This is a genomic window from Vogesella facilis (genome assembly GCF_042648525.1).
Lineage (GTDB): Bacteria > Pseudomonadota > Gammaproteobacteria > Burkholderiales > Chromobacteriaceae > Vogesella > Vogesella facilis.
The window spans coordinates 19,460-44,674 of sequence record NZ_JBHRXN010000032.1; the positions used below are offsets into that span (position 1 = coordinate 19,460).

A 25,215-nucleotide genomic window follows, 5' to 3' on the forward strand; every position below is an offset into this window, starting at 1 on the left:
CTTTTTCAGCACCGCCCTCTCTACGCAGGGCTGGCGCGACAGGTGCTGTTCAGCCTCGGCGGGCTTCGGCGCGGGCGTGGAAGATGAAGCCGATGCTGTTCATCAGCAGCTGGGCGGCCAGGATGGAAGTCACCCCGGTCGGGTCGTAAGCCGGTGCCACTTCCACCAGATCCATGCCGACGATGCGGCCCTGGCAGCGCTTGGCCAGGCCCTGGATGATTTCCAGCACTTCGTAGTACTGAAAGCCGCCGTGGCTGGGGGTGCCGGTGCCAGGCGCGATGGACGGGTCGAAGCCGTCGATGTCGATGGTGATGTAGTAGTTGGCCGCATCCGGAATCTGCGCCAGCACACCGTCGCAACCCAGTGCGCGCACCTGGCGCACCGACAGCACGGTGGAGCCGGCGGCGCGGGCGGCGGCGTAGTCGTCGCGGTTGGAGGAGGACACATTGCGGATGCCCAGCTGGGTCATGCCGACGATGTGGTCCATCTCCGAGGCGCGGCGCAGCGGGTTGCCGTGGCCGTAGCGCACGCCGTGGCGCTCGTCGACGAAATCGAGGTGGGCGTCGATGTGCAGGATGTGGATCGGGCCGCGGCCTTCGAACGCCTTGATCACCGGCGCGTGGATGGAGTGATCGCCGCCCAGCACCACCGGCATGGCGCCGGAGGCCAGGATCTTGCGCACCGCCAGCTCGATATTGGCATTGCTGCTGGCCATGTCGGTGTGCACGATGTCGGCGTCGCCCACATCCACCATGCGCACGTCCTCGCGAGTGAGGTACATCACGTCGTCTTCATGGTCGTAGGCGCCGGCATGGCCGAAGGAGAACAGCGTGGACGCCTCGCGAATGCCGCGCGGGCCGAAGCGGGCGCCGGCGCGCCACTGGGTGCCCATATCGTTGGGGGCGCCCAGGATCGCCACGTCGGCATCGATGCGTTCCCAGTCCAGGCAGACCGGGGATTTGGCAAAGGTGCAGTGGCCGACAAAGGGCAGGTCCAGACGGCCGCCCTCGTAACTGTTGTTCGACATTTCTCTCTCCGCGTAGGTGTTGTGCTGCCGGGCCGGGGCTTGAAGCCGCCCCGTGTTTCCATGACTATGCGCAGGGATTCGTGTCGAAAAAATATGAAAGATCAGATACTCACATCGGCATTGCCGAAGTGACAGCAGCCAGGCCGGCAGCACGGCCGCCAGCGCGGGAGGCGCAGCATGAAACAACTGCAGGACGTGGATCTGAAGCTGTTGCGGGTGTTCATGACCATCGTGAAATGCGGCGGTTTTTCCGCGGCGCAGGCCACCTTGAACATGAGCCAGTCCAGCATCAGCGAGCAGATGACCAATCTGGAAACCCGCCTCGGCGTCACCCTGTGCGAGCGCGGCCGCGGCGGCTTCCGCCTCACCGAGCACGGCCAGGCCACCTACGAGGCGACGCAGCGCCTGCTGCTGGCGGCGGACAATTTCTGCACCGAGACCAGCGCGCTGAAGCAGCACATCTCCGGCAAGCTGTACCTGGGCATCATCGACAACACCATCAGCGATGCCGACTCGCCGCTGGCGCGCGCGCTGCGCCAGTTCGTGGCGCGCGGCCACGACGTGCATCTGGATGTCTACATCGGCATGCCGGCCGAGCTGGAGGAACGGGTGCTGGACGGCCGCCTGCACATCGCCATCGGCCATTTCCCGCTGCGGGTGGCCGGCCTGGACTACAGCCAGCTGTACCAGGAGCCGGACGGGCTGTTCTGCAGCCGCTACAGCCCGCTGTTTGCGGCCAACGATGCCGAACCGGGGCTGTTCGAGCGCATCGCCGCCGGCCACATCGTGGCGCGCGGCTACCTGCAGCAGCACGACCTGCAGCAGCTGCAGGCGCGCAAGGCGGCGGCCACGGTGGACAATATCGAGGCGCAGGCGATGCTGATCCTGTCCGGCGCCTACATCGGCTTTCTGCCCATCCACTACGCCCGCCGCTGGGTGGACAGCGGCGACATGCGCCAGATCGCGCCGCCGCGCTTCCACTCCGACTGGCCGTTCAACGCCATCACCCGCAAGGGCACGCCACAGTCGGCGGTGCTGCGCGCCTTCCTGGCCGACCTGCTGCCGGCGCAGCCGTGAGCGGCGGCGCGGTTCCATTCAACAAGCATTGCCGGTAAAGTGAAACGGTTTCCCGCCGCCGGCGCCCACCGCCGCGGCCCGGCACGGCGGCGGCCACGCGCCCCGGCCGGCAAGCATCCCGCGATCAACCATGACGATAGACCCCACACACTACCGCCTGCCGGATAGCCTGTTCGTGCAGAACCGGCTGCTGCAGCACGGCGACTGGCACTTTGCGCTGAGCGACAAGTTCCGCCAGCGCCTGTATGCGCCGCACCAGGGCAAACCGCTGCCGCCGGTACCCGCGCGCCAGCCCAACGCGCTGCAGGAAGTCCAGGCGCTGGCGGCGTACTTCGGCCAGCTGCTGTACCTGCCGCCGCCGCGCTTGCAGGGCGAGGACATCGACGCGCTGCTGGCGCGGCTACAGGCGCTGCTGCGCCACGCACCGGATGGTGCCATCGCCGCCATCATGCTGTGCCCGTGGCAGGACTACACCGCGCAGCACGGCATCAACGCCGCGCTGCTGGCCGGCCTGCTGGGGCCGGCGCTGCAGCTGCCGCCGGACGAGCAGCACAGCCTGACGTTGGCCGCACTGTGCATGAACCTGGGCTCGGCCACGCTGCACAACGAGCTGGCGCGCCACGAAGGCCCGCTCAGCACCAGCCAGCGCAAACGGCTGGAGATCCACCCGCTGGTCAGCTCGGCGCTGCTGCGCGAGCTGGGCTTCGACAGCCCGCTGCTGCACCCATGCGTGCTGGGCCACCACGAGCGCTTCGACGGCAACGGCTACCCCTTCCACCTGCGCCAGGAACAGACCTCGCCGCTGGCGCAGCTGCTGCGGGTGATCGACATTTCCACCGCCAAGCTGATGCCGCGCAGCTATCGCCAGCCGGTGCCGGCACAGCGCGCGCTGGCGCAGCTGTATACCCAGGGCGGCGAGCAGTTCGAGCCGCGCTACACCACGCAGCTGGTCAAGCTGCTCGGGGTCTACCCCAGCGGCAGCTTCGTGCGCCTGGCCAGCGGCGACAGCGCCATGGTGGTGGCGCAGGGCGAGCAGCTCAACCAGCCGCAGCTGGCGCCGCTACGCGCACTGGAACAGCGGCTGGCGGCCGACGGCAGCACCATCGCCAGCCAGCTGAGCGTGCAGGTGGAAGCGCGCCACCTGCACAAGCTGGGCCCGCTGTGGCCGCTGCCGGCCTGAGCACCGCCCGCGCCTAGGCCGCTAGCGCCAGCATCGTTCCCTGCCGCCCCTTGTTCCGCTACCTCCCTGCCGGCGCGCAGAGTGCTGCCGGACAGCTCGCCGCCACCACCCGCTGGCAATGCACCTGCGCCGTCCGGCCGCCGCCACCCGGCGCGTAAGCCCGTCTCACCAGCGCCGCGCACGCGCCAACGGCAAGGCGCCACCGCCCCCTCCCCCTGCCAGCGCCAGCCGTGCATCGCGGCGCGCAGTTTGGCGCGATCGGTCCGCCACGCGGCGCGAACGCCCCCAGGCAGGCGGTGCGGCGGCCGGCACAATGGCGGCTGATTCTGCTGATGCCTTGCGGCCAACCTTGCAGCGGCCGCCCAACCGGAGAGCAATATGATGCAACTGATCCGCGCCCGCGACTTCACCGCCAGCCGTGCCTGGGGCGCCCGCGACATCGCCAATATCGGCGGCACCAGCGCCCGCCTGCACTGGACCGACCAGCCCTACCACTGGCACGTCAACGACGGCGAGGAGCTGTTCGTGGTGCTGGATGGCCGCGTGCGCATGCACTACCTGGATGCCGCGCGCCACGAGCAGGTGCTGCAGCTGCAGGCCGGCGACATCTTCCACGCCGCCGCCGGCTGCGAACACGTCGCCCACCCGCTAGGCGAGGCGCGCATCCTGGTGATCGAGCGCACCGGCAGCGAGTAAGCCGCTCGCCGAGGCGGGCCGGCCCGGCGTCGCCCCACGCGCCATGCGCCGCGCCTGCCGCCCACGGCTGCGGCCAACGTTGGCCGCAGCCGGCTAGCGCTTCAGCGCCGCTGCGGCGCGTACTGCGCGCTGGTGATGCAGTGCAGGCTGCCGCCGCCCAGCAGTATCTCGCGCGCATTGGCGATGCCGATCACCCGCTGCTGCGGGAACAGCCCGGCCAGCACGCGCTGCGCCGCCGCATCGTTCGGGTCGCCGAATTCCGGCACCAGCAGCACGCGGTTGCCCAGGTAGTAATTGATGTAGGAGGCGCAGATGCGGGTGCCGGCCACGCGCGCCATGGCGTGCTCGCCGTGATCCAGCCCGGCGGCCTCCTCCGCCGTCCACACCAGCGGCGCCGGTGCCGGCAGCTTGTGGATGCTCAGCCGGCGGCCGCGCGCGTCGGTGCTGGCGGCCAGGATGCGGTAGGTCTGCTGGTAGATGTCGTACTGCGGGTCGGCGGGGTCGTCGCTCCATTGCATCACCACCTCGCCGGGGCGTACGAAGCAGGCCAGGTCGTCGATATGGCCGTCGGTTTCGTCGAACTTGCAGCCGCGCGGCAGCCAGATCACCTTGCTGGCGCCCAGGTAATCCAGCAGCAACTGCGTCATCGCCTCCTTGCCCAGCCGGGCGTTGCGGTTGGCGTTGAGCAGGCATTGCTCGGTGGTCAGCACCGTGCCGTCGCCGTCGCACTGGATGCCGCCCATCTCGGCGATGAACGGCGCGCAGTAGCGCTCGGCGCGCTCGGCCTCCAGGATCTTCTGCGCGATCTGCTGATCGCGATCCCACGGAAAATAAATACCGCCGTCCAGGCCGCCGTAGGCGTTGAACTGGAAATCCACGCCGCGTACCGCGCCGTGGTCGTTCAGCAGCCAGGCCGGGCCGGTGTCGCGGAACCAGGCATCGTTGACGCTCATTTCCAGCACCCGCACCTGCGGCGGCAGCATGGCGCGGGCGTTGGCATACTGCGCCGCCGACGCGCACACCGTCACCGGCTCGCTGTCGGCAATGGCGGTGCAGATGTCCACCCACACCCGCTGCGCCGGCTTGCCGCCGTGGCGCCACACGTCCGGGCGCTCCGGCCAGCCCAGCCAGCAGCCGGCCTTGGGTTCGAATTCGCCGGGGCAGCGAAAACCGTCGTTACGGGGAAGGGAAGTCAGCGTCTGTGCCATGCGGAAACTCCGGCAGGATGGATGGCCGGCGGCAACATGCCGCCAGGCCAGGCACAGCGTAGGGTGAATTTTTCTCGCCGACTAATGATGAAATCTACGGGATAGGTGAATCGTTTTCACACAAGTAGCGCGCCAGGCCGGCAAAACCGACAAAGCTGGCCAGCCGCGCATCGTCGCGCTTGCGCCGCTCCGCCAGCAGGTAGTAGTTGCCGGGCGACGGCACCGCGCCACGCAACGGGCGGATCAGGCGGCCGCTTTTCAGCGCGTCGCCGGCGGTCAGCTCGTCGGCCAGGCACACCCCGCCCTGTTGCAGTGCCGCCTCGATCGCCAGCCCGGAATGGGCAAAGTGGATGTTGCGCGCCGGCGGCGCCAGGCTGGCGGCATGGGCGCCCAGCCAGGTGGCCCAGGTCTTGCCGTCGGCGTCGTCGTGCAGCAGGCAGTAGCGCACCAGATCCTGCGGCTGGCGCAGCGCCTGCTCGCCCTCGATCAGCGACGGGTGGCACACCGGAAAGAACTCGATGGCGCGGAACGGCACCACCCAGTAGCGCGACCAGTCGCTGTCGCCCATCGCGTACAGGATGGTGATGTCGGCGGCGGGGTTGATCTCGCTGGCGTCGCTGTCGTGCACCAGCAGGTGCAGGGTGATGCCGGGGTGGCGCTGGGCGAAATCGCCGATCAGGCGCGGAAAGAAGCGGTGCGCCAGCTCCGCCGGCGCCGAGATCTTCAGCGCGCCGTGCATGCCGGGCGCCGCCGCCGTGCCGCAGGCCTCGGCCATGATGTCCAGCGCCTGCTGCAGCGAATAGCACAGCCGCTGGCCGGCGTCGGTCAGCCGCTGCTGGCGGCCGTGCTTCTCGAACAGCACGCTGCCGAGCGCCGCTTCCAGCGCGCGCACCTGGTGGCTGATGGCGCTGTGGGTCACGCACAGCTCGTCGGCCGCCTTGCCGAAGTGGCCATGCCGCGCGGCGGCTTCGAACGCCCGCAGCGCGCCAAGGGGAGGAAGTTTTCGCATGGCGGCAGATTACCGCATCGCCGCCGCCGGCGGCCAACCGCGGCAGCGGGGGCACGCGCTTTTGCAGCCGCCGGAGCCGGCGCGTACAGCCAGGGCCGCGCGGCGGCACGGGCCGCATCCGCGGGCCGCAGACCTACCACGTGCTACAGACCAGCGCGCAGGTATAGCGATTTGCGATAGCCACGCGCCGCCAGCGCCGTCACGGCGCCGGTGGCAGTGGCTTGCCTTCGATGATGGCCGGCAGCATTTCGCGCAGCAGTTCCTGCATCGCCTGCTGCGTCAGGGTGCGCGGGCGGTGCGCACTCACCACCAGCGCCAGGCGGCTGCACAGCCCCGGCTCGCCGATCTGGCGCAGGCGCAGGCGCGCGGCCTTGTCGCTGACCGATACCGCCAGCCGCGACAGCACCGCGCAGCCGGCGCCATCGGCCACCAGCTCCAGGATCGCCGGCACGCTGTCGATTTCCAGCGCCACGGTTGGCCGCAGCCCGCGCGCGCCCAGCTCCGACTCCACCAGCATGCGGATGGCGTGCGGCTGCGACGGTATCACCAGCGGCCGTGCCGCCAGCTCCGCCAGCGTCACCGGCCCGCCGGCCGTGCCGTCGTCCGCCAGCTCCACCAGGTACAGCGCCTCGTCGCACAGCGGCAGGATGTCGATGTCCGCCGCCGGCACCGGGTTGTACAGTAGCGCCACGTCCAGCCGGCCGTTGCGCAGCGCTTCCAGCATATTGGCCGACAGCCCCTCGCGGATCGCCAGCGCGGCCTCCGGCAGCCGGGCGCGGAACGCCCGCGACAGCGGCACCGACAGCACGCGCGACAGGCTGGGCGGCAGCCCCAGCGCCACCTTGCCGGCCAGTGCGCCGCGCACGCGGCCCAGCTCCTCGCGGGTGCGCTCCACCTGGTGCAGCACGCCGCGACCATGTTCCAGCAGCAGCTTGCCGGCCTCGGTCAGCGTCACGCCGCGGCCGTTGCGCAGCAGCAGCGTCTGGCGCAGTTCCACCTCCAGCTGGCGGATCTGCCGGCTCAGCGCCGGCTGCGCGATGTCCAGCACGATGGCGGCGCGGGTAAAACTGCCCAGCTCCGCCACGCGCACAAAGTATTCGATCTGTTTCAGGTCCATGTCGTGCTCCCGCCCTCAATGCGCCAGCCCGCTAAGCAGCGTCTGCAGCAGCTGTTGCAGCTGCAGGCGTTCGTCCAGCGCGACCTCGGCCAGCATGCGCTGCTCCTGCTGCGCCACCGCGCGGTCGCAGGCCAGCAGTAGCGGCAGCGCGCTGGCGCTGAGCCGCAGCCTGATGATGCGGCCGTGGCCCGGGTCCGGCTCGCGCTCGATCCAGCCCTTGCCCTGCATGACTTTCACCATCTCATTGGCCGCCTGCGGCGACACCAGCGAGCGCTCCGCCAGCTGCGCGTTGGACAGCTGGCCGTGCGCCTGCAGTAGCGACAGCATACTGTACTGGCTGGCGGTCAGGCCGTGCTGCCCCAGGCTGTCGCGCAGCTGCTGGCCGAGCACGTGCTCCAGCCGGCCGATCAGGTAGGCGATACCCAGCGGCCGTTGCGTGGCGTCCGGCGCCAGCGTGTCGGTATCCATTGCTCATCCTTGCGGCATCAAGCGCCGCCATTTGCCGGCCATCAATATCAGGCATGTTGAGATTGATTTTACCGCTGCGGCGCCGGGCGCGTCAGGCAAATGACGTCGCTGGCGAAAAGAGGCTGGCGCGGGTCGCGCAGCGCGCGCATTGCCCGGCCCAGGACGTCAGCGCGCGGCCCGAACCGCCGGCAACGCGAGCACCGCGCAACAGGCTGCGTACCTGCGGAGAGAGTGCGCCGCAGCGCTGCGGCCAACTAGCCGCCGGCCGGCGCCGCCTGCGGTGCGCCGCCCAGCGCCTCGTACAGGCTGGCGCTGGCGGACAGCAGCTTGCCGCGCATCTCGATCCAGCTCTGGTGCACCGCCAGCGTGGCCTCCTGCTGCGCCAGCCAGCTGGCCTTGTCGATGGCGCCCAGCCGGTAGCGCGCGTCGCTGGCGCGTTGCTGCTGCTCGGCGGCCTGCAGCTGCGCGTCCAGCGCCGTCATCGCCTGGCGGTAGGCGGCCATGGCCTGCATGGCGTTGTCCGCCTCGGCGATGGCCGCCAGCACCGTGCTGCGCCAGGCCTGCAGCTGCAGCTGCCATTCCGCTTCGCTATAGCGGACGCCGGCACGCAGGCGGCCGCCGTCGTACAGCGTGGCGGCCAGCGCGCCGGCGGCGGTGGCCACCCACTGGCTGGGGCCGCCGGCCACCTTGCTGAGCACCCCCTGCCAGCTGAAAGTCAGCGTCGGATACAAGGCGGCGCGCGCGGCGGCGATATCCGCCTGCGCCGCCTGCAGCGTGGCATCGGCGGCGCGGATGTCCGGCCGCTGCAGCAGCAGCGCGGCCGGCTGCAGCGGCGCCGGATACGGCTGCTGCAGCGCGGCCAGTTCCTCCGCGCCGAGCGCCGCATCGGCCGACAGGCGGAAGTCCTGCGGCGTCTGGCCACACAGCACCGCCAGGGCGGCGAAGGCCTGCTGCAGCGACAAGTTCAGCGTGGCCACGCTGGCGGTCTGGCTGGCGACATCCTGTTGCAGTGCCGCCCATTCGTAGGCGGCCTTGCTGCCCTGCGCGACCTGCTGCTGCAGCAAGGCGCTGCGCTGCTGCATGGCCGCCAGTTGCCGCGCGGCCAGCTGCTGCTGCCATTGCAGCGCCAGCCACGAGAAGTACTGCCGCGCCACTTCGCTCTCCAGCGTCAGCGCCGTGGCATCGCGACTGGCCTCGCTGGCCGCGAGGCGCACGGCCGCGGCCTGGTGCTGTGCCGCCTGCTGGCCCCACCAGTCCACGCTGTAGCTGAGCGCCGGCCCCAGCTGACTGCTGCTGGCGCCGCCGCTGTGCTGGCGGCTGGCGCTGGCGCTCAGCTGCACGCTGCCGTCGGCGGCGGTTTCCGCCAGCGTGGCCCGCGCCTTGGCAATGGCCGCCTGCGCCGACAGCAGGCCGGGGTTGGCCGCACGCGCCTGCGCCTGCAGCTGCGGCAAGCGCTGGCTGCCAAACGCCAGCCACCAGTCAGCCTGGCTGCGGGGCGCCTGCCACGGCACGCCGCTGTCGCGCCAGGCATCCTGCTGCAAGGGCAAATCGGCCGCCCCGGCCGCCAGCACCGGGCTGCCGCCCAGAGCCAGCAGCAGCGCTGCCGGCATTACCATCCACCGCATCGTCGTCATCCTATTCCGCCGCCAGCGCGACCACCGGGTCCAGCTGCGCCGCCTTGCGCGCCGGCAGGTAGCCGAACACGCAGCCGGTGACAAAGGCGCAGCTGAACGCCAGCAGCGGCGGCAGCAGCGAATACACCGCCGACACCCCCGCCAGTTTGAGTCCCCACACCGCCAGCAAACCGATGGCGATGCCGATCAGCCCGCCCAGGCCGCACACCACCACCGCCTCGACATTGAACTGCAGCAGGATGCTGCCCACCGGCGCACCGGTGGCCATGCGCAGGCCGATCTCGCGGGTACGCTCGGTTACCGACACCAGCATGATGTTCATCACCCCGATGCCGCCCACCAGCAGCGAGATCGCCGCCACCGAGCCCAGCAGCAGGGTGAGGGTGTTCTGGGTCTTGGTGATCATCTCCACCAGCGAGGCGGTATTGCGCACCTGGAAATTCTCGCTGCCGTGCCGCGCCAGCAGGATGTTGCCGATCAGCTGCTCGGTCACGCTGCTCTTGTCGATGCTGGCCATGCGCACGGTGATGGAGCTGACATAGCGCTGCCCCAGCAGCCGCGACTGCGCGGTGGACAGCGGCACGAACGCCACGTCGTCCTGGTCCTGGCCGAAGCTGTTGGCGCCCTTCTTCGCCATCACCCCCAGCACCTCGAACGGAATGCTGGCCACCATCACGTACTGCCCGACCGGGTTCTGCCCCAGCGGGAACAGGCTGTCCACCACGGTCTGCCCCAGCACGATCACCGCCGCCTGCTGCTGCTCCTCCGCACTGCCGAAGAACGCGCCGCGGCTCAGCGCCCAGTTCTTGACCTGCGGATAGCTGGGCCACACGCCCTGGATCTCGCTCTGGTAATCGCGGTTGCCCAGCCGCAGGGTGGTGCCGCTGCCGCTGCGCATCGGCACCACGCCGTCGACATTGGGCAGGCTGGCGAGGGCGCGGGCGTCGTCGGCGGTGAGCGTGGCGATGTTGCCGCTGGGGCGCACGCCGGGCGCGCCGGGGCGCACCAGCAGCAGGTTGCTGCCCATGGCGGCAATGCGCTCCAGCACCTCGGCCTTGCTGCCATTGCCGATAGCCAGCATGGTGACCACCGCCGCCACGCCGATGATCACCCCCAGCAGGGTCAGCGCGGTGCGGAACAGGTTGGCGCGCAGCGCCACCATCGCCATCTGCAGCGCCTGCCACACGCGGGCCGGCAAGGTTAGCCGCGCCGCCGGCAGCGGCGTGCGGCCAACCTTGCCGGCGGCCTGCGCCGCGGCCGGCGCCACGCTGCCGCTGTCCGCCTCGATGCGGCCATCGCGCAGGCGGATGATGCGCTCGGCGTGGCTGGCGATGTCCAGGTCGTGGGTGATCAGCACGATGGTGCGGCCTTCGGCGTGCAGCTGCTTGAGCAGCGCCAGCACCTCGCCGCCGGTGTGGCTGTCCAGCGCACCGGTCGGCTCGTCGGCCAGGATTACCGGCGCGTCGTTCATCAGCGCGCGGGCGATCGACACCCGCTGCTGCTGGCCGCCGGACAGCTGCGCCGGCTTGTGCCGCAGCCGCTCGCCCAGCCCCAGCCGCGTCAGCAGCTGGCGCGCGCGCTGCTGCCGCTCGCCGTGGCCCAGCCCGGCGTAGATGGCCGGCAGCGCCACGTTGTCGCAGGCGCTGGCCGTGGCCAGCAGGTGGTAGCGCTGGAACACGAAGCCGAAGGTGCGGCAGCGCAGTGCGGCCAGCGCGTCGGCGTCCAGCGCCGCCACGTCCTGGCCGGCCACCAGGTAGCGGCCGCTGCTGGCACGGTCCAGGCAGCCGAGGATGTGCATCAGCGTGGACTTGCCACAGCCGGACGGCCCCAGCAGGGCGACGAACTCGCCGCGCTGGATGTTCAGCTCGATATCGTGCAGCACGCTGCTGTGGCCGTCGCCGGCGGGGTAGCTTTTGCCTATGCCCTGCAAAGTCAGCATCGCGCTCATCGCTAGCCTCCGGGCGGCGGCGGCATCGCCGTGCCGCTGCTCTTGCCGCTGTCGCTGGCCAGGATCAGTTCGTCGCCAGCCCGCAGCCCGCTGGCAATCGCCGCCTGGCTGCGCGTGGCCAGCCGCACCACCACCTTGCGCTCCTGCACCTTGCCGTCCACCAGCACCTGCGCGCGGTAATGCACCCCGTCCTGCGACAGCGGCTTCAGCGCCGCCATCGGCACCACCGGCAGGCCGCTGACCTGGTCGAGCTGGAAGAACACCTGCGCGGTCATGGTGATCATCAGCTGCTGCGCCGGATTGGGCACGTCCAGCAGCACGGTGTACAGCACCACGTCGTTGGTGGTGGTCGGCGTCGGCTTGATCTGCCGCACTGTGGCCCGGTGCCGGGTCTGGCTGTCGCCGAGGGTGGTGAACCAGGCCGCCATGCCCGGCCTGAGCTGCGGCACGTCGGCCTCGGCCACGCTGGCCTCCACCGTCATCGGGTCCAGCCGCGCCACGCGCAGGATGGTCGGCGCGCTCTGGCTGGAGTTGATGGTCTGTCCCTGCAGATAGCTTTGCGACACCACGGTGCCGGCGATCGGCGCGTAGATGCGGGTGTACTTGAGGCTGACGGCGTCGCCCTTGAGCGTGGCGCGCGCCTTGGCGATCTGCGCCGTCAGCGACCGCAGCGTGGCGGCGGCTTCATCGTGCTCGGCCTGCGCCGTTTCCAGCGCCTCGCGGCTGGTGGCGTCGGCGCTGGCCAGCCCGTGCTGCCGCGCCAGCGCCTGGCGCGCCAGCTGCAGCGTGGCCTGCTGCTTGTCGCGCTGCGCCAGCAGGTCGTCCACCGCCGCGCGGTCGCTATCCACCTTGGTCTGGTAGGACTCGGCGTCGATCTGCACCAGCAGCTGGCCCTGTTTGACCTGCTCGCCGATGGCGACATACACCTTGCTGATCTGCCCCGACACCTGCGCGCCGACATCCACATAGTCGCGCGGCGCCAGCGAGCCCTGCGCGGTGACGGTTTTTTCCAGCCGGCCAAGCGTTACCGTCTGCGTCAGCCGCTGCGGTGCCGGCGCCGCGCGCGGTGCCTGCCACCAGGCGGCCACCGCCAGCAACAGCAGCGCCGCCGCCGCAAACCATCGCTTGCGCCAGGGCTGGCGGCCAGGCCGGCGCGGATCGAGTTGAACCATAGATACCTCCGTGGCGGCCATTACAGCCACGGCGGGTATCGCCGGTTTACCCACTGTATGTCACCGCCGATACAAGTAGCCGGCGACCGGCGGCCAACGTGTCAAGGCAGTAAAGGTTGGCCGCATGCGCCACGCGCCGGCTAGAACGCCAGCCGGGTCGGCCCACCGCCCCTCCAGCCACGCCAATCGCGCCCACCCTATGCTGCTTGAATTTTGCCGCCGACCGCCCAACGACGGCTGCGCGAACCGCCGCCGGCACGCCAATCAGGCGGAACAAAAACCAAAAAATAGGCGTGATCGCGTAACAAAACCGCCAAATTTTGCATTTTCGCCGCGAGCGCCCTCGGCATAATTGACATCAATTTATTGCTGCCAAACATCGGTACACCCGGCCAGTGCCGGGCGGCAGCAAGACGAGAGGTGTCGGATGCGTGAACTATCTCCTGCCAGCGAACAGCCGCCTGCTGCCGGACAGCCCGCCGGCAGCGCCATCGTCACGATGGCGCCCGGCCCGCAGTGGCGCTGCCGGCTGTTGCCGGCCGCCGGCATCGTCGGCCAACCGCTGTCGGCCAGGCAGCGGCAGCTGGCGCTGACGCTGCTGGCGCAGTTGCGCCCGGCCGGCATCGCACTCACCCAGTACGCGTCGCTGCCCTGCGGCGAACTATTCCACTCCGGCGCCAGCGCCGCTGGCCACGTGCACGCCTATGCCCTGCTGCGCCGTGATCGCAGCGTGGAAATGGTCGCCACCCTGCCCACCGGCTGCTGGCCACCGCACGCGCACGCCTGGTGGCCGGGGGTGTACGAACTTCCACTGTTGCAGCAAATCGCCCCGCTGCTGCTGCCGCTGGCCGACGCGCTGGCGCTGGCAACCCCCTGCTCGCTACAGATGACGCTGCTGGCGCTACAGGGCAGCGCGCTGATCGCCAAGCGCCAGCAAGGCTCGGAACAGGTCTATCCGCTGCCAGCGGATCTTGACCGGCTGGAGCTGCCGCCGGTGCGGTTTGATGGCTTTAGCGCTGCCAGCAGAAGCGCACTGATTCACGCGCTGGATCAGGTGCGCACCTGTGCGGGGGCCAGTGCGGCCACCGCCTTCTATCTCTAATTTTCCGGATAACGGCCATGACTACTGCGCTTGATTCATTCGATCAGAAGATCCTCACCATCATGCAGCGCGACTGCTCGGTAAATGCGGAAACGATTGCCGAGACCATCGGCCTGTCCGCCTCCGCCGTGCAGAAGCGCCTCAAACGGCTGCGTGCCGAAAAAATCATCAGCGCCGAGGTGGCCGTGCTCGACCGCGCGCTGGTCGGGCGGCCGATGAGCTTTGTCGCCGCCATGGAAATCGAGCGCGACAACTACGACACCGTCAACCGCTTCCGCGAGTGGGCGAAGCAGATCGACGCCATCCAGCAGATCTACTACGTGACCGGTGCCGCCGACCTGATCGTCATCATCACCGCCCAGGATGTCGAGGCCTACGACCGCCTGACCGCGCGGGTGATGGAGAACAACCCGATGATCCGCCGCATCACCACCAACGTGGTGCTCAACACCCTGAAAACCTCGCTGTTCATCCCGGTGGAAGGCGACGGCCAAAGCGCAGCCGACAACAGTCAAAACGCAACAAAATAACCGTTTTTAGCGTCAATTAGTCGATTGTTTGCAACATTTCGCCACCGTACCATGAAGTTCCACACTCGAACACGAAGGGATCCAGCGATGACTTTCCGATTGGCACTGATTGGTTTCGGCGGCGTTAACCAGGGCCTGGTGGCTCTGCTCAAGGCAAAACAGGGCAAGCTTGGCGACCTCGACTTCCGCATCACTGCGTTGGCCGACCTGCGCCTGGGCGTGGTCAGCAACCCGCAGGGCATCGACCTGGACGCGCTGCTGGCCACCGCCGACAGCGGCTTCAGCACCGATGCGCTGCGCCGTGACCCCGCCACCCGCATCAACGAACACATCGACCTCGCCGCCACCCTCGAACTGGTCACCGCCGACTACGTCGACGTGGTGGTCGAGGCCACCTTCACCGACCCGCACACTGGCGAGCCGGCGCTGTCGCACTGCCGCGCCGCGCTGAGCCACGGCAAGCACGTGATCACCACCAACAAGGGCCCGATCGCGCTGGCACAGCAGTCGCTCACCGCCCTGGCTGCGGCCAACGGTGCCGCCATCAAGTACGAGGGCGCGGTGATGAGCGGCACGCCGGTGCTGCGCCAGATCGGCACCACGCTGTGCGGCTGCGAGATCAACGGCTTTGCCGGCATCCTCAACGGCACCTCCAACTTCGTGCTGGAGCGGCTGGCGCAGGGCCATGACTTCGACGCCGCGGTGCGCGAGGCGCAGGCGCTCGGCTACGCCGAGGCCGACCCCAGCGCCGACCTCGGCGGCGGCGACGTACAGCTGAAGGTGGTGATTCTCGCCAACACGCTGTGGCAGGCCGGGCTGACCCGCGCCGATGTGCCCTGCCGCGGCATCACCGGCCTCACTAGTAGCGACATCCACGCCGCGCAGGCCGCCGGACGCAGCTGGCGACTGGTCGGCTCCGCCACCCGTCAGCCGGATGGCAGCGTCAGCGCCAGCGTCGAGCCGCGCGAACTGCCGGCCGGCCACCCGCTGGCGGCGATCGGCGGCGTCACCAACGCCATCACCTTCGACACCGACGTGCTGGGCGGCGTCACCATCAGCGGCCCGGGCGCCGGGCGCGTGGAAACCGCTTTCGCCGTGCTGTCCGACCTGATCGAGCTGGCCGAGCAGACCCTCGGCCAGGAGGTGCAAGCATGAACGCGCCACTCAAGCAGCAAGCCATGCATTGCGAAGTGCAGTCGCCGTTTGACGGCAGCGTGGTCGGCAGCGTCGAGCTGACCCCGGTCGAGGCGCTGCCGGCCATCGTCAGCCGCGCCCGCCACGGCGCAACGTTGGCCGCAGCGCTGCCGCGCCACCAGCGCGCCGAGCTGCTGCAGCGCGCCGCAGCGATGGTGGAACAACAGGCGGCCGAGTTTGCCCGCACCATCGTGCTGGAGTCCGGCAAGGCGCTGCGCCAGGCACGCAAGGAGGTGGCGCGCTGCGTCAACACCCTGCGGCTGTCGGCGGAAGAAGCCAAGCGCCACGGCGGCGAGATCATCCCGTTCGATTCCTACGCCGGCGCCGAAGACCGCAGCGGCTATTTCACCCACGAGCCGCTGGGCGTGATCCTCGCCATCACCCCGTTCAACGACCCGCTCAACCTGGTTGCCCACAAGCTGGGCCCGGCGCTGGCCGCCGGCAATGCGGTAATCCTCAAGCCGTCGCTGCTGGCACCGCTGTCGGCGGTGCGACTGGCGGAGTGCCTGTGGCAGGCCGGCGTGCCGCGCGACGCGCTGCAGCTGGTGCACGGCGGCAGCGAGGTGGCCGCGCCGCTGGTGCGCGACAAGGCGATCCGCATGGTCAGCTTCACCGGCGGCCCGGTCAGCGGCGAAGCCATCACCCGCGAGGCGGGGCTGAAGAAGCTGGCGATGGACCTGGGCGGCAACGCACCGGTGATCGTGATGGCCGACTGCGACCTGCGCGACGCCGCCGAATCCTGCGTCTCCGGCGCGTTCTGGGCCGCCGGCCAGAACTGCATCGGCACCCAGCGCCTGCTGATCGCGCGGCCGGTGTACGAGCTGTTCACCCGCTACCTGACCGAGCTGACCGCCGCAATGCGGGTCGGCGACCCGCTGGACGAGGCCACCGACATGGGGCCGATGATCAGCGAGGCGCAGGCCTGCCGCATCGAAAGCTGGGTGGACGAGGCGATCGCAGCGGGCGCCACCGTGCTGTGCGGCCACCAGCGCCAGGGCGCGCTGTACGCGCCGACCATCCTCGCCGACGTACCCACCACCGCCCGCGTCTGGCGCGAGGAAGTGTTCGCGCCGGTGGTGATCGTCGCCCCGTTCGACGATCTGGAAAGCGCGCTGGCTGCGGCCAACGATAGCGACAGCAGCCTGCAGGCCGGCATCTTCACCAGCCATCTGGAAACGGCGCTGGGGGTGGCGGAGCGGCTGCAGGCCGGCGGGGTGATGATCAACGACTCCTCCGACTTCCGCTTCGACGGCATGCCGTTCGGTGGCTTCAAGTACGGCTCGCTGGGACGCGAGGGGGTGCGCTTCGCCATCGCCGAGATGTCGCAGCCCAAGGTGATCTGTTTCAAACGCAAGCGCCTGGGCGCGCGCTAGGAAGCGGTTGCAAGTCGTCGTGCCGGCGGCGCTGCCGCCGCCGGAAGTGGCACACAAAAAAAGACGTCCACAAATCGAGAATAGAGAGGATCACCCATGACATCCCTAGCCCATCCCGCTTTTTCGCCGCCGGCGCCGGTGCTGGCCATCGAGGAGCTGCACAAGTCGTTCGGCAGCGTCGAGATCCTGAAAGGCATTTCGCTCACCGCGCACAAGCACGACGTGATCTCGATCCTGGGCAGCAGCGGCTCCGGCAAAAGCACCCTGCTGCGCTGCATCAACCTGCTGGAAACCCCGGACGCCGGTCGGCTGACCATCAACGGCGAGCATCTGGAGATGAAGGCGACGCGCGATGGCGGACTGACGCTGGCCGACCCGCAACAGATCACCCGCATCCGCCGCAAGCTGGCGATGGTGTTCCAGCAGTTCAACCTGTGGGCGCACATGACGGTGCTGCAGAACGTGATGTTCGTGCCGCAGAAGGTGCTCGGCCTGGGCCGCCAGGAGGCCGAAGCCAAGGCGCTGGAGATGCTGGAAAAGGTCGGCATGGCCGGCAAGTGCCACGCCTACCCTGCCCAGCTCTCCGGCGGCCAGCAGCAGCGGGTAGCCATTGCCCGCGCGCTGGCCACCGACCCGGAAGTGCTGCTGTTCGACGAGCCGACCTCGGCGCTGGACCCGGAGCTGGTGGGTGAGGTGCTGAAGGTGATGCGTGCGCTGGCCGAGGACGGCCGCACCATGCTGGTGGTCACCCACGAGATGGGCTTCGCGCGTGAAGTCGCCAGCCGCGTGGTGTTCGTGCACCAGGGCAAGATCGAAGAAGACGGCTGCCCCGACGAAGTGTTCACCCGCCAGCAGTCGCCCCGGTTCCAGAAATTCCTGTCCAGCATCCTGTGATTGCCGCCCCCACCCAAAGGAAATCGCCATGAAAAAGCTCGTGTTCTCCGCCCTCACCGCCCTGACCCTGATCAGCCCCGCCAGCCATGCGCAACAAGTAGTACGCATCGGCACCCTCGCCGACTACGCGCCGTTCGAATACAAGGACGCCTCCGGCAAGCTGCAGGGGATGGAGATCGAAATCGGCAACAAGATGTGCGCCGCGATGAAAGTGACCTGTCAGTGGGTGACCATGGACTTCGACGCGCTGATCCCGGCACTGAAGGCGCGCCAGATCGATGCGGTGCTGGCGCAGATGTCGCGCACCGCGGAACGGGAAAAATCGGTGGACTTCAGCCGCATCTTCACCACCGCGCCGGTGCACCTGGTGGCGAAGAAAGGCAGCGGCATCAGCAACCAGCCGGCCACGCTGCGCGGCAAGACTGTCGGCGTGCAGACCGCCTCCACCCACGAAAGTTATTTCCGCAGCCGCCTGCCGACCAGCAGCAGCGGCATCAACGTCAAGGTCTACCAGTCGCTGGATTCCGCCTGGCTAGACCTGGAATCCGGTCGCATCCAGGCGGTGTTCGCCGACAGCACCGTGGCCCACGACTGGCTGAGCAAGGGCGGCCAGCAGGCCGGCTTCGCCCTGGCCGGCCAGGCCATTTCCGATGACGCCATCTTTGGCGCCGGCACCGCCATCGCCGTGCGCAAGGGCGACAGCCAACTCAAGGCGCAGTTCGACCAGGCCATTGTCGGCGTGCACAAGGACGGCTACTTCCAGGCCGTCAACAAGCGCTACTTCCCGTTCAGCATCCTGCCGCAATAACCCCACCCGCCGGGCCGCCTGCACGGCGGCCCGCACTGGAGACTCTCCATGGCTGCACTATTCGACTACAGCGCCCAGCTGCTGGAAGGCGCTGCCCTGACCCTGGAGCTGGCGTTCACCTCGCTCTGCTTCGGCCTGCTGCTGGGGCTGGCCGGCGCTGCCGCCAAGATGTCGGCGCTGCGCTGGCTGCGACAGAGCGCCCATCTGGTCAGCAACCTCCTGCGCGGCATTCCCGAATTCCTGATCCTGCTGATCTGCTACTTCGGCCTGTCCAACCTGATCAACACCCACTTCGCCGGCACGCTGAGCCTGAGCCCGTTTGCCGGTGGCGTGGTAGCGCTGGCGCTGGTGTTCGGCGCCTACGCCTCGGAAGTATTCCGCGGCGCCTTCCTGGCAGTGCCCAAGGGGCAGCTGGAAGCGGCGCGCTCCTATGGCCTGTCGCGCTGGCAGATCTTCTGGTGCGTGCAGCTGCCGCAGGCATGGCGCATCTGCCTGCCCAGCCTCAACAACATGTGGCAGAACCTGCTGAAGGACACCTCGCTGGTGTCGATCGTCGGGCTGGAAGACATGCTGCGCAAGGCCAATATCGCCGCGCAGTTCACCAAGCAGCCGTTCGTGTTCTACGCCGCGGTGGCGGTGATCTACCTGCTGCTGCTAGCCGTCTCCAACCCAGCGTTTGCCTACTTTGAAAAACGCGCCAACCGCGGCTATGCCAGCCCGGCGTGAAAGGAACCCTCATGGACCAACTTGCCTTGCTACTGAGCCAATCGTGGCCGGCGCTGCTCGACGGACTGTGGATCTCGCTGCAGTTGCTGCTGCTCTCCTGCGTGCTCGGCTTCGCGCTGGCGGTGCCGCTGGCGGTGTCGCGCAGCTCGCCACGGCGCTGGATCGCGCTGCCCAGCCGCCTGTTCATGTCCGCGTTTCGCGGCACGCCGCTGCTGGTGCAGATTTTCATCCTCTACTACGGCTTGGCCCAGTTCGAATGGGTGCGCGATTCCGCGCTGTGGCTGCTGGTCGGCGACGCCTTCCCCTGCGCGCTGCTGGCGCTGACGCTGAACCTGGCCGCCTACATGGCGGAAGACATCCGCGGCGGCATTCTCGGCGTGCCGGCCGGCGAAAAGGAAGCGGCCACCGCCTTCGGCATGAGTCGGCTGATGGTGACCTGGTACATCGTGGTGCCGCGCGCCATCGGCATCTCGGCACCGACACTGGGCAACGAGATCGTGCTGCAGCTGAAGTCCACCGCGCTGGCCAGCACCATCACCGTGCTCGACCTCACCGGCGTGGCGCGGCGGCTGTCGATCGAGTCCTACACCACCGACGCGCTGCTGCTGGCCGGCCTGCTCTACATCGTCATCGCCGCCGTGCTGTCGCTGCTGACCCGGTACGGCGAGGCGCGCCTGAACCGACACCAACTGCGCTGACCCTGTCGGCGTGCAACCAACCCAGCGAGAACAATATGGACTATCAACTGGAAACCATGGTGATTCATGCCGATGCCGACCTCACTGACGAAAAGGGTGTCGCGCCGGCCATCCACTACTCGGCGGTGTTCAAGGCCGAGGACAGCGCCGAATTCATTGCCATGTCCAGCGAGCCGCAGCACCCGCGCAACTACACCCGCTACGGCAACCCGGTGCACGAACGGGTGAAAACCGTGATGGCGCAGCTGGAGGGCACCGAGACGGCACTGGTGACCGCCTCCGGCATGGGCGCCATCGCCACCACGGTGCTGGCGCTGGTCAAGGCCGGCGACCACGTCATCGGCCAGCGCCGGCACTACATGAGCAGCAGCAAGCTGCTGGACGACATGCTGCCGCGCTTCGGCATCGAGGTGACGCTGGTAGAACAGGAAGACGCCGCCGCCTTCGAAGCGGCGATCCGCCCCAACACCCGGCTGATCCTGCTGGAAAGCCCGGTCAACCCGGTGCTGATGCTGACCGACATCGCCGCCGTCACCCGCGTGGCCCGCGCACACGGCATCCTGACCATGGCCGACAACACCTTCTCCTCGCCGATCAACCAGCGTCCGCATGATCTGGGGGTGGACATCGTGGTGCACAGCGCCACCAAATACCTCGGCGGCCACCACGACATGAGCGGCGGCGTGATCTGCACCAGCAAGGCGCTGGCCGAGGAAATCTGGCACACCCACATCACGCTGGGCGCGGTGCTGTCGCCGATGGACGCCTGGCTGCTGCTGCGCGGCCTGCGCACGCTGCCGATGCGCGTCGAGCGCATCAACGCCAATGCGCTGGCGCTGGCCCGCTTCCTGGAACAGCAGCCGCAGGTCGAGCGCGTGTACTACCCGGGGCTGGAGAGCCACCCGCAGCACGAGCTGGCGCGCACGCAGATGCAGGGCTACGGCGGCGTGGTGGCGTTCGGCGTGCGCGGCGGCTACGCCGAGGCCGAGCGCTTCGTCGCCGCGCTGCAGATTCCGCACAACGCCGGCAACCTCGGCGGCGTCGACTCGCTGGTCATCCACACCGCCGCGATGTGGGCCGGCACCATGAGCCCGGCGCAGATGCAGGCCGCCGACATCCCGCTCAACTTCATCCGCTACTCGGTCGGCATCGAGAATGTCGAAGACCTGAAGCGCGACGTACTGCAGGCACTTGCCACACTGTGACCCCCAACGGGTGGCACCACCGCCCGTTCCGGAGCTGACCCGACCATGAAACTCGACGCCATCGACCAGCACATCCTCGACGAACTGACTGCCGACGCCCGCATCCCGCTGGCGACGCTGGCCACCCGGCTGGGCCTGTCGCGGCAATCGGTGCGGCAACGCATCGACCGCCTGGAAGGGCAGAAGGTGATCGCCGGCTACACCATCCGCCGCGCCGGCAACAGCAACGCGGACACGGTTCGTGCCGTGATGCTGGTGTACCGCAAGGACCGCATGCGCGGTGCCGATGTCACCAGCGTCATCGCCAAGATTCCGGAAGTGGTGGACTGCGCCATTCTCAGCGGCGAGATCGACCTGATGGTGCGGCTGGAAGCCGACTGCCACGAGCGCATCAACCAGATCTGGAGCCAGATCAGCACCCTGCCCGGCGTGCAGAACATCAATACCTGCTTCGTGCTGTCGGCCCTGGTGCAGCGCTGAAACTGGCAGCCGGCACCGCACATGCCCCAGCCCCCGCGGGACAACGCGGCCCCCTGCCCGGCATGGCGCGGGGCAGCTGACCGCCGCTGGCCGCCGCCAGCCGTCCAGGCATATCCGTCATCACCTGCGGCCCGCGCAGCGACCGGCCGGATGCACAACAACGCTGATACCGACTCGGCAGCCAGGCCGGGCCGTAAAGGTTGGCCGCATGCGCGGCGCACTCGACTGCGCGGCTACAACCCGGCCAGCACCTCGTCCAGCGTGCTCAGCAACTGGTCGGCGTTGGCACGCGAGAACGGCAGCTGCGGCCGCAGCTTGAGGATGTTGCCGGCCGGGCCGGTGGCGCTGAGCAGGATGCGGCGCTGGCGCAGCGCGTTGACCACGCGGCCGGTCTGCGCCGTGGCCGGGCTTTTGCGCTGCCGGTCGGTCACCAGCTCCACGCCGAGGAAGAAACCGGCGCCGCGCACATCGCCGATCAGTTCATGTTTTGCGGCCAACGTTGCCAGCCCGGCCTTGAGGTAGGCGCCGGTATCGCGCGCGTTCTGCTGCAGGCCCTCGTCGCGGATGACGTCCAGCACCGCCAGGCCCGCGGCGCACGACACCGGGTTGCCGCCAAAGGTATTGAAGTAGCGCACCTGGCGACCGAAGGCGTCGATGATCTCCGGCCGTGCCGCCAGCCCGGCGATGGGGTGGCCGTTGCCCATCGGCTTGCCCATGGTGACGATATCCGGCGTGACACCGTGGCGCTGGAAGCCCCAGAACTGGCTGCCGCTGCGGGCAAAGCCGGCCTGCACCTCGTCGGCGATGAACAGCCCGCCGGCGGCGCGGATCGCCTCCACCGCGCCGGCGAGAAAACCGGCCGGCTCGGCAAACACACCGTCGCTGATAAACAGCGTGTCCACCAGCAGCGCCGCCGGGCGGATGCCGTGCCGCTGCAGATCGGCGATGGCCTGCTCGACGTGGCGGGTAAAGCGTGCACCGACATCTTCGTCGGGGTAGCGGTAGGCGTCCGGCACCGGCACGGTGCGCACCTGCACGCCCAGCGGCACGTTGTGGCCGAAGGCCGGCGAGCACGCCGCCACGCTGCTGGTGACGCCGTGATAGGCATGGCTGGTGACGATCACGCCGGCAGCGCCGCTGTAGTTGGCCGCCAGCCGCAGCGCCAGGTCGTTGGCCTCGCTGCCGCTGCAGGTGAACATCGCCTGGTAGCCGGCCGTCGGCAGCGTGGCCAGCAGCCGTTCGGCGTAGTCGAGGATGCTGTCGTGCAGGTAGCGGGTGTGGGTGTTCAGCGTCGCCGCCTGGCGGGCGATGGCATCCACCACCCGCGGGTGGCTGTGGCCGACCGAGGCGACGTTGTTGTACACGTCGAGATAGGCGTTGCCGTCCGGGTCGTACAGCCACACCCCCTCGCCGCGCACCACGTGCAGCGGCTGCTCGTAGAACAGCCGGTAGGCCTGGCCCAGCAGCTGCTGCCGGCGCTGGATCAGCGCCTGCTCGCGCGCCGGCAGGCTGGCTGCGGTGGCCGAGTCGAAGGCATTGGCCATACGTTGGTCCTTGCTGCTCATGCTTGTCCTTTCATGCCGCACAGCTGCAGCAAAAACGCCTGCGCGGCGTCACGGCCGACGGCTTGCAGCCGTTGCAGCCCGTCCCAGCTCAGGCCGTTGTTGCGCAGGATGTAGGTCTGGTTTTCCGGGTAGCGGCTGGCGCGCCAGCCGGTGATGGTCACCGTCATGCACAGCCGGGTGAGGATCAAGTCGTACAGCAGCGCCACCTCCTCGCGCTGCAGCGGGTACAGCGCGTGGTAGCCGGCGATCAGCTCGGCGGCGGTGTCCAGCGGGTTGGCATTGCGCGACAGCTGGTAGGAGCAGGCCACCGCCAGCTCGTTGATCAACGGCGCCTGCACCATGTCGCCAAAGTCGATCAGCCCGCTGGTGGTGATCTGGTCCTGCGCATCCACCAGCACGTTGTAGGGGTTGAGGTCGTTGTGGATCACCTGGCGGCGCAGCCCGGCCAGCGCCGGCTGGATCTCGCGCCGGAAATGGGCGACGAACGCCGCCAGGGTGTCGCGCTGCGGCCCCGGCGGCAGCTCGGCCAGCAGCGGCTGCAGCCGCTCGCTGTGCTGGATGTCCCACAGCAGCGCGTGCTCGGCGGACGGATGGGCAAAGTCGCTGAGCGCCAGATCCAGCCGCGCCAGCGTCTGCCCCAGGTGGCGGCGCTGCGCGGCCGAGCGCGTGATCTGGTGCAAAGGTTGGCCGCCGAGGTAGCTGAGCAGGCGCAACACCCGCTGCGTGCCGTCCGGCAGGGTAATTGCCGCGTACGGTTCGCCATCCAGCCGCGGGATAACGCGCGGAATCGGCAGCGCCGGGTCGCGGCTGGCGGCGTGCAGCAGTGCGCGGGTCTGGAAATCGGTGACACCGCGCGCCTCCGCCGGGTGGGTCAGCTTCAGCACGTACTGCGCGCCGTCGTCGCCGTGGATGTGGAAGTTCTGGTCACGCTCGCTGTTGAGCGGGCTGGCGCGGCCGCGCAGGCCGTAGTGCTGCCACAGCAGTTCGCTGGCGGCCTCGGGCGTGGTGGCGCTGCCCAGGGTGGAAAACAGCTGGTCGATGGCGCTGTCAGACATGCTGGCCTCCGTTGATGTGGATTTCCGAGCCGTTGATATACGCGGAACGGTTGGAGCACAGGAAGTAGATCGCCTCCGCCACCTCGTGCGGCGTGCCCAGCCGCCGCAGCGGTACATCCTGCTCGACGATCCTGGCGGTGTCCGGCGACAGGATGGCGGTGTCGATCTCGCCGGGGGCGATGGCATTGGCGCGGATGCCGTGCGGCGCGAACTCGTGCGCCAGCTCGCGGGTCAGCGCCGCCAGCCCGGCCTTGGAGGCGGCGTAGGCAACGCCGGCAAACGGGTGCACGCGCGAACCGGCAATCGAGGTGACGTTGACGATGCTGCCCTGCGCTTTTTTCAGCTCTGGGAACAGCGCCCGCGCCAGCAGCGCGGTGGACACCAGATTGACGTTCAGCACCCGGCCCCAGGTGTCCATGTCGCTGTCCAGAATGCCCAGCCGCGCGCTGTCCGGCCCCTTGGGCGAGATGCCGGCATTGTTCACCAGCGCGTGCAGCTCGCCACCCGGCAGCCGGCTGCGCACCTCGGCCACCAGCGCATCAAGGCAGGACAGGTCGGCCAGATCGGCCTGCACATGGCTGGCGCGCGCCGACGGCCAGCGGCAGTCCTCGGAGAACGGCTGCCGCGACACGGTGAAGATGTGCCAGTTGTGTTCCTGGAACAGCTTGACGGTGGCGTGGCCGATGCCGCGACTGGCCCCGGTCAGCAACATGTAACGCTTTTGATCCGGCATGGCAGACTCCTGCGTGAATGGGTGGCGGCCGGCCGCGTCCGCCGGGCGCATCCCGGCCGCAGCCGCGGCGGCACGATGGCTAGCTACCAGCCATCGAATGATGATGCATCATATTTGTTGCATTTTTCAATTGCAAGCGCGGCGCGGCCAGTCGCGTGCAACGGGATGGCGGCTGCCGCCGAACACGGCCGCGCCGGCCTTGCCGCCCTGCGGCCAACCTTGCGCACCCCACGCCGGCAGCCATTTTGCTTTTTTGATGCATCATATTTTCTGGCGCCGATGCTAGAATTGGGCCAACTCAATCTTGCGGCACGCC

The 25,215-nt window shown here is 69.0% G+C and carries 25 protein-coding genes; 13 read left to right on the top strand and 12 right to left on the bottom strand.

Annotation, left to right across the window (positions count from 1 at the left end; translation table 11 throughout):
* Positions 1 to 49 precede the first annotated feature (49 nt).
* The gene (speB, locus tag ACFOLG_RS13710) at positions 50 to 1,027 is read right to left on the bottom strand and encodes an agmatinase (protein WP_386092791.1); all 978 of its coding nucleotides are present in this window, start codon (positions 1,025 to 1,027) and stop codon (positions 50 to 52) included.
* Positions 1,028 to 1,204: 177 nt separating this feature from the next.
* Here speB and ACFOLG_RS13715 point away from each other — a divergent pair, with 177 nt between their 5' ends.
* The 3 genes from ACFOLG_RS13715 (at position 1,205) to ACFOLG_RS13725 (ending at position 3,980) form a co-directional block, all read left to right on the top strand.
* Positions 1,205 to 2,104, top strand: coding sequence for a LysR family transcriptional regulator (locus ACFOLG_RS13715; RefSeq protein WP_386092792.1), 900 nt, complete (start codon positions 1,205 to 1,207; stop codon positions 2,102 to 2,104).
* Positions 2,105 to 2,234: 130 nt separating this feature from the next.
* Positions 2,235 to 3,284: an HD-GYP domain-containing protein gene (locus ACFOLG_RS13720; protein ID WP_386092794.1), complete on the top strand. Its 1,050-nt coding sequence runs from the start codon at positions 2,235 to 2,237 to the stop codon at positions 3,282 to 3,284.
* Positions 3,285 to 3,665: 381 nt separating this feature from the next.
* Positions 3,666 to 3,980, top strand: coding sequence for a cupin domain-containing protein (locus tag ACFOLG_RS13725; RefSeq protein WP_386093255.1), 315 nt, complete (start codon positions 3,666 to 3,668; stop codon positions 3,978 to 3,980).
* 101 nt (positions 3,981 to 4,081) lie between these two features.
* Here the strand turns inward: ACFOLG_RS13725 and aguA are convergent, their stop codons facing one another.
* The 8 genes from aguA to ACFOLG_RS13765 all read right to left on the bottom strand — a co-directional run bounded on the left by aguA (position 4,082) and on the right by ACFOLG_RS13765 (position 12,916).
* Entirely contained in the window at positions 4,082 to 5,188 is a 1,107-nt protein-coding gene (gene aguA / locus ACFOLG_RS13730) for an agmatine deiminase (RefSeq protein ID WP_386092796.1), read from the bottom strand.
* Between the two features lie 94 nt (positions 5,189 to 5,282).
* The gene (locus ACFOLG_RS13735) at positions 5,283 to 6,197 is read right to left on the bottom strand and encodes a LysR substrate-binding domain-containing protein (RefSeq protein WP_386092798.1); all 915 of its coding nucleotides are present in this window, start codon (positions 6,195 to 6,197) and stop codon (positions 5,283 to 5,285) included.
* 199 nt (positions 6,198 to 6,396) lie between these two features.
* Entirely contained in the window at positions 6,397 to 7,314 is a 918-nt protein-coding gene (locus ACFOLG_RS13740; protein WP_386092800.1) for a LysR substrate-binding domain-containing protein, read from the bottom strand.
* A 15-nt stretch (positions 7,315 to 7,329) separates the two neighbouring features.
* Complete coding sequence (locus tag ACFOLG_RS13745) at positions 7,330 to 7,782, bottom strand: MarR family winged helix-turn-helix transcriptional regulator (protein ID WP_386092802.1); 453 nt, start codon at positions 7,780 to 7,782, stop codon at positions 7,330 to 7,332.
* 254 nt (positions 7,783 to 8,036) lie between these two features.
* On the bottom strand, positions 8,037 to 9,407 hold the full coding sequence (locus ACFOLG_RS13750) for a TolC family protein (protein WP_386092803.1): 1,371 nt from the start codon (positions 9,405 to 9,407) through the stop codon (positions 8,037 to 8,039).
* 10 nt (positions 9,408 to 9,417) lie between these two features.
* Positions 9,418 to 11,364 (bottom strand): MacB family efflux pump subunit, encoded by a 1,947-nt coding sequence (locus ACFOLG_RS13755; RefSeq protein ID WP_386092805.1) that lies wholly within the window; start codon positions 11,362 to 11,364, stop codon positions 9,418 to 9,420.
* 2 nt (positions 11,365 to 11,366) lie between these two features.
* A complete protein-coding gene (locus ACFOLG_RS13760; protein WP_386092807.1) occupies positions 11,367 to 12,536 on the bottom strand; it encodes an efflux RND transporter periplasmic adaptor subunit in 1,170 nt (389 codons plus the stop codon).
* 197 nt (positions 12,537 to 12,733) lie between these two features.
* Positions 12,734 to 12,916, bottom strand: a complete 183-nt coding sequence (locus ACFOLG_RS13765) for a hypothetical protein (RefSeq protein ID WP_386092808.1) — start codon at positions 12,914 to 12,916, stop codon at positions 12,734 to 12,736.
* A gap of 47 nt (positions 12,917 to 12,963) precedes the next feature.
* Here ACFOLG_RS13765 and ACFOLG_RS13770 point away from each other — a divergent pair, with 47 nt between their 5' ends.
* From ACFOLG_RS13770 to ACFOLG_RS13815, 10 genes are all read left to right on the top strand, one after another.
* Positions 12,964 to 13,638, top strand: coding sequence for a hypothetical protein (locus ACFOLG_RS13770; RefSeq protein WP_386092810.1), 675 nt, complete (start codon positions 12,964 to 12,966; stop codon positions 13,636 to 13,638).
* Positions 13,639 to 13,655: 17 nt separating this feature from the next.
* Positions 13,656 to 14,168: an Lrp/AsnC family transcriptional regulator gene (locus ACFOLG_RS13775; RefSeq protein WP_386092812.1), complete on the top strand. Its 513-nt coding sequence runs from the start codon at positions 13,656 to 13,658 to the stop codon at positions 14,166 to 14,168.
* An 87-nt stretch (positions 14,169 to 14,255) separates the two neighbouring features.
* Positions 14,256 to 15,323 (top strand): homoserine dehydrogenase, encoded by a 1,068-nt coding sequence (locus tag ACFOLG_RS13780; protein ID WP_386092814.1) that lies wholly within the window; start codon positions 14,256 to 14,258, stop codon positions 15,321 to 15,323.
* Positions 15,320 to 16,735: an aldehyde dehydrogenase family protein gene (locus ACFOLG_RS13785; RefSeq protein WP_386092816.1), complete on the top strand. Its 1,416-nt coding sequence runs from the start codon at positions 15,320 to 15,322 to the stop codon at positions 16,733 to 16,735. Before ACFOLG_RS13780 ends, ACFOLG_RS13785 begins: the two co-directional genes overlap by 4 nt.
* A gap of 96 nt (positions 16,736 to 16,831) precedes the next feature.
* Positions 16,832 to 17,629 (top strand): ABC transporter ATP-binding protein, encoded by a 798-nt coding sequence (locus ACFOLG_RS13790; protein ID WP_386092818.1) that lies wholly within the window; start codon positions 16,832 to 16,834, stop codon positions 17,627 to 17,629.
* 28 nt (positions 17,630 to 17,657) lie between these two features.
* Entirely contained in the window at positions 17,658 to 18,437 is a 780-nt protein-coding gene (locus ACFOLG_RS13795; RefSeq protein ID WP_386092820.1) for a transporter substrate-binding domain-containing protein, read from the top strand.
* Positions 18,438 to 18,485: 48 nt separating this feature from the next.
* Entirely contained in the window at positions 18,486 to 19,163 is a 678-nt protein-coding gene (locus ACFOLG_RS13800; protein ID WP_386092822.1) for an ABC transporter permease, read from the top strand.
* Between the two features lie 11 nt (positions 19,164 to 19,174).
* Entirely contained in the window at positions 19,175 to 19,861 is a 687-nt protein-coding gene (locus ACFOLG_RS13805) for an ABC transporter permease (RefSeq protein WP_386092823.1), read from the top strand.
* 35 nt (positions 19,862 to 19,896) lie between these two features.
* Positions 19,897 to 21,066, top strand: a complete 1,170-nt coding sequence (locus ACFOLG_RS13810; RefSeq protein WP_386092825.1) for a trans-sulfuration enzyme family protein — start codon at positions 19,897 to 19,899, stop codon at positions 21,064 to 21,066.
* Positions 21,067 to 21,111: 45 nt separating this feature from the next.
* A complete protein-coding gene (locus tag ACFOLG_RS13815; protein ID WP_386092827.1) occupies positions 21,112 to 21,546 on the top strand; it encodes an Lrp/AsnC family transcriptional regulator in 435 nt (144 codons plus the stop codon).
* Between the two features lie 233 nt (positions 21,547 to 21,779).
* Here ACFOLG_RS13815 and ACFOLG_RS13820 read toward each other — a convergent pair whose 3' ends face one another.
* From ACFOLG_RS13820 to ACFOLG_RS13830, 3 genes are read right to left on the bottom strand one after another with little or no spacing between them, the layout of a single operon-like run.
* Entirely contained in the window at positions 21,780 to 23,111 is a 1,332-nt protein-coding gene (locus ACFOLG_RS13820) for an aspartate aminotransferase family protein (protein WP_386092829.1), read from the bottom strand.
* Positions 23,108 to 24,166 (bottom strand): phosphotransferase, encoded by a 1,059-nt coding sequence (locus ACFOLG_RS13825; RefSeq protein ID WP_386092831.1) that lies wholly within the window; start codon positions 24,164 to 24,166, stop codon positions 23,108 to 23,110. The genes ACFOLG_RS13820 and ACFOLG_RS13825 overlap by 4 nt, the downstream gene beginning before the upstream one ends.
* Positions 24,159 to 24,899: an SDR family NAD(P)-dependent oxidoreductase gene (locus ACFOLG_RS13830; protein WP_386092832.1), complete on the bottom strand. Its 741-nt coding sequence runs from the start codon at positions 24,897 to 24,899 to the stop codon at positions 24,159 to 24,161. The genes ACFOLG_RS13825 and ACFOLG_RS13830 overlap by 8 nt, the downstream gene beginning before the upstream one ends.
* Positions 24,900 to 25,215: the final 316 nt, after the last annotated feature.